5 protein-coding genes are annotated in these 8,567 nt (G+C 62.4%); 3 read left to right on the plus strand and 2 right to left on the minus strand.

Features of this window, described 5'->3' with window-relative positions:
• Window positions 1–158: 158 nt before the first annotated feature.
• Both AC11W3_RS00235 and AC11W3_RS00240 read right to left on the minus strand, forming a co-directional pair.
• Window positions 159–4,112 (minus strand): fibronectin type III domain-containing protein, encoded by a 3,954-nt coding sequence (locus AC11W3_RS00235; protein ID WP_484092282.1) that lies wholly within the window; start codon window positions 4,110–4,112, stop codon window positions 159–161.
• Window positions 4,113–4,196: 84 nt separating this feature from the next.
• Window positions 4,197–5,384: a hypothetical protein gene (locus AC11W3_RS00240; protein WP_484092283.1), complete on the minus strand. Its 1,188-nt coding sequence runs from the start codon at window positions 5,382–5,384 to the stop codon at window positions 4,197–4,199.
• A 268-nt stretch (window positions 5,385–5,652) separates the two neighbouring features.
• On the opposite strand from AC11W3_RS00240, the gene AC11W3_RS00245 reads away from it, so the two are divergent.
• The 3 genes from AC11W3_RS00245 to AC11W3_RS00255 form a co-directional block, all read left to right on the plus strand.
• Window positions 5,653–5,997, plus strand: coding sequence for a hypothetical protein (locus tag AC11W3_RS00245; RefSeq protein ID WP_484090836.1), 345 nt, complete (start codon window positions 5,653–5,655; stop codon window positions 5,995–5,997).
• Between the two features lie 504 nt (window positions 5,998–6,501).
• On the plus strand, window positions 6,502–7,800 hold the full coding sequence (locus tag AC11W3_RS00250) for a TolC family protein (RefSeq protein ID WP_484090837.1): 1,299 nt from the start codon (window positions 6,502–6,504) through the stop codon (window positions 7,798–7,800).
• Window positions 7,797–8,567, plus strand: a 771-nt coding sequence (locus AC11W3_RS00255) for an efflux RND transporter periplasmic adaptor subunit (protein WP_484092284.1), incomplete at its 3' end; no start/stop codon positions are given. The genes AC11W3_RS00250 and AC11W3_RS00255, both read left to right, overlap by 4 nt.

The raw sequence follows: 8,567 nt of genomic DNA on the forward strand, positions 1-8,567 counted from the left end.
ACGCTCTTGTCCTGCAAATGAACAAGAAGGTCATCTTCCCACCAGCGGCACCCGCGGATGAACCGCAGGGCCGCGTCCACGCAAAGACTACCTGCACAAAAAGGGGGCGGGTAACCTCACCCGCCCCTCCCCTGCTCCTGAACCTGCTCGACTTTACATTACCAGCTCACAAGTCCCACCGTTTTCCGCAGCAGCACCACCACATCGCCTGCGTCGATCTTCCCGTCAGACCTCGGCTTCCCGCTCTCCAGCGGTGCCACGTCGCCGCTGGCCCACATGGCGGCTGTAGGGGTTTGCGCTCCCACGGCCACCCGCAGCGCTACCATGGCGTCTCCGATATCGACCACGCCGTCGCCATTGAGGTCACCGTTCGGAAACGGCGTGTATGCTGTCGCTGAAGTCGAAGCCGCCCCCGCCCCTGCGGCGTTGAACGCCCTTACCGTGAAGGTATAGGCGGTGCCGTTGTTGAGGCCGGTGACGGTTATGTGGTTGCCGGTGCCGCTCGCGGTGATGTCCCCCGGGTTGGCGGTGACGGTGTACCCGGTGATGGCGCTTCCCCCATCAAAGGCCGGCGCGGCGTAGGCGACCGTCGCCTCACCGTTGGCCGCGGAGACGGCCCCTATCATCGGTGCGCCCGGCACGGCTGCCACGGCGTCAATGGTGCTGCTAAGCTGCGCCGAAGCTGCGTATTCAGTGTTCCCTCCCTGGTCATAGCGGACTGTGCATTGCCTGGTCGCGCTGGTCATGGTGAAAACCGGTCCGTTGTTGAGGCAGCCACCCGCGCTGCTATAGGAAACCGGTCCCGCGGGGGCTGCCGCTGCCACGGTGAAGGTCGATCCGAATCCGGCGGAGGAAGGTGCCGGCCTGGTAATGGTGATGGCCTGGGGAGCCTTCACGGCGATAATCGAGGAGGTCTGCTGGGCCGCGGGATAGTAGTTGCTCCCCCCCGGCTGGTCGATACTGACTATGCACGGGGTGGTTCCGCTGGTCATGGTGAAGGTGGCACCGACGTTGGTGCACCCGCCGGCGCTGCTGTAGGAGACGGTGCCGCCGGAAGAAGCGATCGCAGCCACGGTGAAGTTGGTATCGAACGCTGCCGAGGTTGGCGCCGGGGTGGTCACGGTGATCACCTGGCTCGCCTTCACCGCCGTCGTCGTCGAGCTCTGCCGCACCGCGGTATGGTAATCATCATCGCCTGCCTGATCGTAACGGACCGTGCAGGGGAGGGTACCGCTGGTCATGGTGAAGGTGCCGCCGCTGTTGCTGCACCCTCCGGCGCTGCTGTATGCCACAGCCCCCCCCGTGGCCGCGGCCGTCACGGTGAAGGTATCGCCGAAGACAGCCGAAGCCGGCGCCGGTGTGGTGATGGCGATACCTTGGGCCACCTTGGCAGCCGTCACGGTCGATGTGGCCGAGGCCGTGTTGTAGTTCCTGTCCCCTAACAGGTCGTAGCGCACGGTGCAGGGGGTGGTGCCGCTGGTCATGGTGAAGGCTCCGCCGCTGTTGGTGCAGCCCCCCGAGCTGCTGTAGCCGATGCCGCCCCCTGGAGCTGTAGCCGCCACGGTGAAAGTCGAGCCGTAGGCGGCCAGTGACGGGGCCGGATCCGTTATCGTGAAGGGCTGGTCCGCTTTCACCGCCAGGACAGTCGAAGCAAGCGATGCCGGGGTGTGGTTGGAGTCGCCGGCCCGGTCGTAGCTCACCGTGCAGGAGGTGGAGCCGCTGGTCATGGTGAATGTCCCGCCACTGTTGCTGCACCCGCCGGCGCTGCCATAGCTCACCGGCCCGCCGTCGGAATTTGCCGCCACGGTGAAGGTCGTTCCATAGACTGCCGAGGCAGGTGCGGCAGAGCTGACCGTTATGGTCTGCGCCTCTTTGACTGCGGCGACGGTGGAGGTGGTCGAGGCCGGGTTGTAGTTGTCATTTCCCGGGGCCTGGCAGGTGACGGTACAGGCGGTGGTGCCGCTGGTCATGGTGTAGGCGGTTCCGGAATTGGTGCAGCCACCGGCACTGGAATATGTGATGGGGCCGACTTGGGCCGATGCCGCCGCCGTGAAGGAGGTCCCATAGACTGCCGAGGCAGGCGCTGCAGGACTCAGGGTCAGCATCTGGTCTGCCTTTAGAGCGACGACCGTGCTGACCGATTGAACGGCGGGGTTATACGCCGCCGCTCCCGACTGGTCGTACATGACCGTGCAGGGAATGGTGCCGCTGGTCATGGTGAAAGTGGCACCGGAGTTGGTGCACCCCCCAGCGCTGCTGTAAACCACCGGTCCCCCCGGAGCCGTGGCAGCTACCGTAAAGCTGGTCCCATACACCGCGCTGCCGGGAGCGGGGATACCAATCGTGATAATCTGATTTCCCTTGGGAACGACAAAGTTCGAAGGCAAGGAGGCCATACCTTCGCCTATGTCGTTCTTGGCTTTTACCGTAAAGGTGTAGGGCGTGCCGTTGGTCAGGCCGGTCACGGTGTGGGTGGTAGTGGTCAATCCGGCATTAGCATCGGTCCCCCCCGGAGGGTTGGACGTCACCGTGTACCCCCTGATCGGGCCGCCGCCGATGCGGGCGGGAGGCGTGAAGGTCACGTATGCAGCCCGGTCCCCCTTCACCGCCACGCCCCCCGTCGGCGCACCGGGCGCACGCGAGAAGAGCACGGTTATGGACTGATTCGCGGTGATGTCGGTCAGGGTGGCGACGTCCCCCGCTACCGAGCGGGAAACGCCGTTTACCAGGAAGGAGGCAAGGCTGTAATCGATGTAGTTAAAGGTGGCAGTGCAGACCGAACTTTCGCCGTAGGACACCAAAACCGGGCTGCAGGTGACGTTGCCGGCGCCTTCGATCCCTTCGTAGATGCTTGCCACGGTGTCGCACTGACCGGAATCGTTGCGTCCCCACCCCGTTATCGCAAGATTCGCTACCCTTACCGAGGTGTGATGCCCCCCCGCGGCAATCGAGGTAACGTCAATGAGCCCTTCCGGAGTGGCGATCTGACCGTAGGTGTTGTCACCCCAGGCTGTAACGGTGCGGTCCCCCTTGAGCGCCACGCAGTGGTGGATCCCTGCGGCGATGGCGGTTACATTGGCCAACCCCGTCGGGACGTCGCTCTCGCCGAAGTTGTTGCTCCCCCACCCCACCACGGTCTGATCGCTCCTGAGCGCCAAGGTATGGTTTCCTTTGGCGTCGACAGCCTGGAACGTCAGCCCTTCCATGAGGTGGACGGAAGGGTTGCTGGAATCCACCGCCACCCCAAGTGCCGCCGCCCGCTCCGGCGTCAGCGAGAGCTGTCCCTCGTTGTTTCTTCCCCAGGAGATGATCTTGTTGGTCCCGACCAGTGCGACGTTGTGGTTGTCCCCGACCGCGATGGCTGCCACGGCTTCGGCGGCCACGACAGCCGGGATGCTCCCCTGGCCATAGGTGTTGTCTCCCCAGGCGTAGAGTCTGCCGTCGTTCATCAGCGCCAGGGAGTGGCCATAGCCGCCGGCAAGCGACTTGACGCCTCCATGGCTGTTGGCGAAGGTCTTGAAATCCGCGGGCTCGGTAACGTCGGTACGGGCATTGGTGACGGGGTTGTACCATTTTCCGAAGGCATAGAGAGTGTCGTCTGTCTTCGCACCTAAAGAGTGGTAGCTCCCGACGCCGATCGCTTTCACGCCCCACGCCAACCCGTTGGGTACCGCGCCCTGACCGTCGGCCCCGCCCCAACCATAAACGGTCTCGTCCCGGAGCACCAGGCTATGGGCGGCGCCGGCTTTCAAGGTAAGGGTGGTGAAGGAGAGCCCGCCGTGAGTTGTGACCTGCGACTGGTAGTCGGCCGCGAAATTGGCGGTGAATTCGTGGTCGCTGCCGTTACCGATGAATGCCAGCGGGTTCTGCGTCGTCCCCAAGACAACCCCGCTTCCCGGCGGTCCGGGCCAGGTCCAGTTGAAAAAATGGTAACCCGGGATATCGGGAACGCCGGTTACCGGCTCTGCCGTATCGCCGCTGTCGATGACCTGCGGTGTCATGCCGCTTGCGTGGCCATTTGGACCCGCGCTGTAGGTGAGGATGTCAGCCCGGACGCCGACAGGTAAGACTAGCGCCAAGGCCATCAAAGCGGTGACGAGATTCCGAGCCATATTTTCCTCCTTCGATCTGTCCTGTCTATCTGTCAAACCACCGCGCACCGCCCCGTCGGGTGCCCAATCAAGCGTACCGGCAGCTCAGTCTACAGTCAGGTCACTGACGGTAACGGCAGACCCGGTAATGCCCGAACCATCGGGATCGACAAAGGCCGCGCCGGACACCGTGAAGGAGGTCACGCTGGGGTTCACTCCTTTGTCGAGTTTGGCGTTGACGATGAGAAAAGAGCCGTTGGCGATCGGTCTTGAGGAGGCGACCACGGCCTTCAGAGTAGCCGGGGCCGATCCGGAGGCGGGGGTGTATTTGCCGACGACGACGGCGCCGGATGTCGTATCGGTGAGACCTATCACGCAGTTGCTGGCGGTGCCGTCACTCTCGGCCTTGAGAGTCACCCCGGCCGGCAGGGTAAGGGTGAAACTCCCGCCGTACAGGTTACTCCCGGCGCCGGAGAGTGCCAGGGTGATTACGGCGGGATGGCTGCCAACCGTGACCAGGGCGCTGCCGCCGCTATTGGTTACTACGGCATTGATGGAGCTGTGACTATCCAGATACATCGTCACGGCATTGGTGAAGGCAGTCGCCGTCTCCTCGCTGATCGAGGTACTGGTCATCCCCTGGGAGACAGTTATGAGGGTATTCTCGAGTTTCTGCGCGGGGGTCGACCCGGAGCTGGTGCTGGCCATCTGGGAGAAGGCCGCAAGAGCCAGGGTGTAGTTGCGCTGGGCAGAGGTGACGCCCGGGGCGCTCATAGCGCTGGCGGTGGCATCGACGGGGTTGGACCCGGTGATGTCGACATTGAAGAGCGTGCTGACCAGGGTGTTGGCGTTGGTGATATTGGTGGCGGTCAACGATGGTCCCGCCTTGCGCACCGCCAGGTCGGTCAGCGCTGTGATCGGCAGAGTAACGGTACCGGTGGCATAGGGGAGTGCCGCCCGCAGCCCGTTGGACTCGTCGAGAGTCACGCCGGCTCCGGTGGCCTCGTCCGTGTAGGTGCCGTAGGCCACCGCCAGTATCGGCCCGGCATAGCTCGACAGGCTCTGGCTGTACCTGCCGTTGCTGTCGGTCATGGTGGCAGCCAGGAGGCTACCGCGGGTCCCGTCGGCATTGAGGGCATAGATTTTCACGGTACCGTTCTTGATCAACCCTTTGGAGGCCGTCCCGGAAACCGTGCTGCCTTGCGAGCCGCCCGCTCCGGCTCCCCCCCCTCCACCACATCCCGCCTGGATCAGGAACGCAGTTGCAATGAACAGCAGCATAAGTCGTCTCATGGTTCTGGCTCCTTTCAGCCCCGTCACCCTTGGTCTTCGGACGGGAGACAACAAGGCCGATGCAGACGCAGGGAGTGCGATCACAGCACTTGTGGCAAGCAGTCAAAAAGATACCATGATACCTGCTGAAGAAAAGCGGGGGGAAGCCGGAACAGAAAGAGGCGCAGGCACTGAGACAGAGAGAAGATCTCGGGACGAAGCAGGGAGTCTAAGAGAATCTTGACTTTCTCTACAAGCGATGGTAATCATCGCCGCTATGCAAGGATACGTGCCGAAAAAACTCTGTTCCTGGGTTCTCCTCGTGGTGATCCTGATCGCGACCATCCATTGCGGTTGCGAGAAGGCTCATGCTAACGATGGCCGCCTGAAGGGAGCGGCCCCGCAGGTATCGGCAATCTCCTCCTCCGATGAATGCCCCTGCTGTCCGGTTCACGGCCACGATTATGATGGCTGCGACACCTGCGGCAGTTGCGACTGCCATACAACCATTCCCCTTGCGTCTTTTCAATTAAGCTACCTGCCCATCTTCGTCACCCATGCAGCGGCTTCCCCCTTCAAGCATCTGCCAGAAGTCTACCTCCCCAAGTTCATCCCCCCACAGAATCTTGCCTGAATAGCTGCGGCCTGAGACAGCGGCACACCGTCATGGTGTCCAACTGCCTCACGCTGTGACTGTGCACCGTCGTCATCACCCCCCCCAGTATCGAATCATTTGCACACCCTTCGACAAGCTCAGGGTGAACGGCCGAACCAACCCTTCGACAAGCTCAGGGTTTATGGCCGAACCAAGCTCAGGGTGAATGGCCGAACAATAAGGCTGTAAAAGTTTGTCCAAATACCACTCGTACTGAGCCGGTAGATTAGATCCGTTCGTGCTGAGCCGGTTGTGTAGATCCGTCCATACTGAGCCCGTTGTGTAGATCCATTCATACTGAGCCGGTTGTGTAGATCCGTCCATACTGAGCCGGTTGTGTAGATCCATTCATACTGAGCCGGTTGTGAAGATCCATTCATACTGAGCCGGTTGTGTAGATCCGTTCGTGCTGAGCCTGTCGAAGCACGCATTTATTGCCTATAAAAGGCGAATCGAATCGTGAAATTCTATGGAGGCTTCTCTTTGGGAACATCTGTATCGACAACAGGACTGTTGCTCATGGCGGCGGCACTCCTTTGCCTCGTCTCCCCTCTTTCCGCTCGCGGGGAGGCAAGGCTATTGGTGCTGCCACAAATACTGGAATATTCGCTGCAGCATAACGGCGAACTGAGATCGTTGCGGGAAGAGACGGGCATTCGGGCGGCCGGCAAGGTCCGGGCAGGGCTCCTTCCGAACCCCGTCATCGAACTGGAGGGAGGCACCGGCGCCCTCACCGGCAGCAGTGGCGAAAGCATCGTCTCGCTAGGCGTTTCGCAGGAGTTTCTCCTTTCCGGAAAGAGGGAGAAACGCCTGACGGTCGCCGAGCGGGAGGTCGAGATCAATCGATGGCAGCTGGCCGACAGGGAGAGATTGCTGCGGGGAGAGGTGAAGTCGGCCTTCTACGATCTTCTCCTCGCCCAGGAACGGCTGGCCCTGACGGACCGCTTCATCGAGCTGAACCGCCAGCTTTTCCAGGTCAGCAAGGAGCGCTTCGCCGCCGGTGACGTCCCCGAACTGGAGATGAACCTGGTGAGGGTCGAGGTTGCCCGCAGCGAGGCCGCCAGGATCGAGGCCGCCACGGAGCTTGCCAGGACCGAGGCGAAGCTGGGAACACTCATGGGGCTGCCGCCCGATGAACACCCGCAAACCCCGGCACGGCTGCAGATCGAAGGGACCGTGCCGGCCACGGTCGCCGGGCTGAAAGAGCAGGCACGCGCGAGGCGGCCTGACCTGAAAGCCCTGGAGGCTGAAAAGGGCAAGGGTGAAGCGGAGATCACCCTGGCCGGCGCCGAATCGACGCCCAACCTCACCGCCGGCCTCGCCGTCATGCGCGAAACCACCACCATGGAGATAGGCCCTCTGGAAGGGAGGGAGACGGCCTACCTGGTAGCGCTGAAGTTATCCATGCCCATCCCGGTCTTCGACAAGAACCAGGCGGCGGTCCAGGAGGCCAGGGCTCGTCGGAACAGCAGCGAAACGAGGCTCGACGCGGCAGGGAGAGCCATCGATCGTGAAGTCGAGACCGCCTATGCCGCCTTCCTCAACGCGGACCGGACCCTCTCGATTTACCAGAGCGGGATCATCCCCCAATTCGAGGAAAACCTGAAACTGACCCAGGAAGCGTATCGGCTGGGGGAGACGGGAATTCTCGCCATCATCGAGCAGGACAAGACCTTCCTGGCCGTGAATGAAGGATACCTGAAGGCCCTGCATGACCGGCTAACGGCGCTGGCAGCGCTGGAAACGGCGACGGCAACTGAACTCACCGGAGGTGTGAAGTGAACAAGAAGGCAATCATCATCGGATTAATCCTGGCCACCGTTTCGGGCGGAGGTCTCTACTATCGCACCTCCCAGGCCAAAAGCGGCGAGACGGAAGAAGCAGGACATAAAGAGGGAGCGGGCCACTCTGAAGAAAAGGCCGGCCACGCCGCAGAGGTGGACGAGGAGCACGGCAAGGCCAACGCGGTGAAGATGACGAAGGAGATGCAGAAGCAAAACGGAGTGGTGGTGGCGCCGGCTCAAAAAGAGCGGCTGCCCGGGGCGATCAGCGCCACCGGCAAGGTCGAGGCCAATGCCGACCGCATGGCACACGTCTCCCCGCGTATCAGCGGCAAGATAGTGGCCGTGAAAGCCTCGCTCGGCGACAGCGTATCCGCCGGCCAGACGCTGGTCGCCCTCGACAGTGTGGAGCTAGGCGAAGCGATCAACCGCTACCAACAGTCTAAGACCAAGCTGGCGCTGGCCCAGTCCAACATGGACCGCATCAAGGCCCTAGTGGAGAAGAAGATCGCCGCCCGCAAGGAGATCATGCAGGCCGAGACCGAATTCAAGACCGCACAGGCGGAGCTGCATACCGACAGCGAGCGTCTCTCCCTCTACGGACTCTCCGTCTCCGAGCTCAAGGGGAGCGGCCACAAGAACCCGCTACTGCCCGTCCGCTCCCCCTTCGGCGGGGTGATCACCGAGAAGCACGCCATCGTCGGCGAGCTGGCCGACCCATCCAAGAGCCTCTACACCGTCGCCGACCTCTCCTCGGTCTGGATCATG

It is taken from the genome of Geomonas sp., from assembly GCF_056994735.1.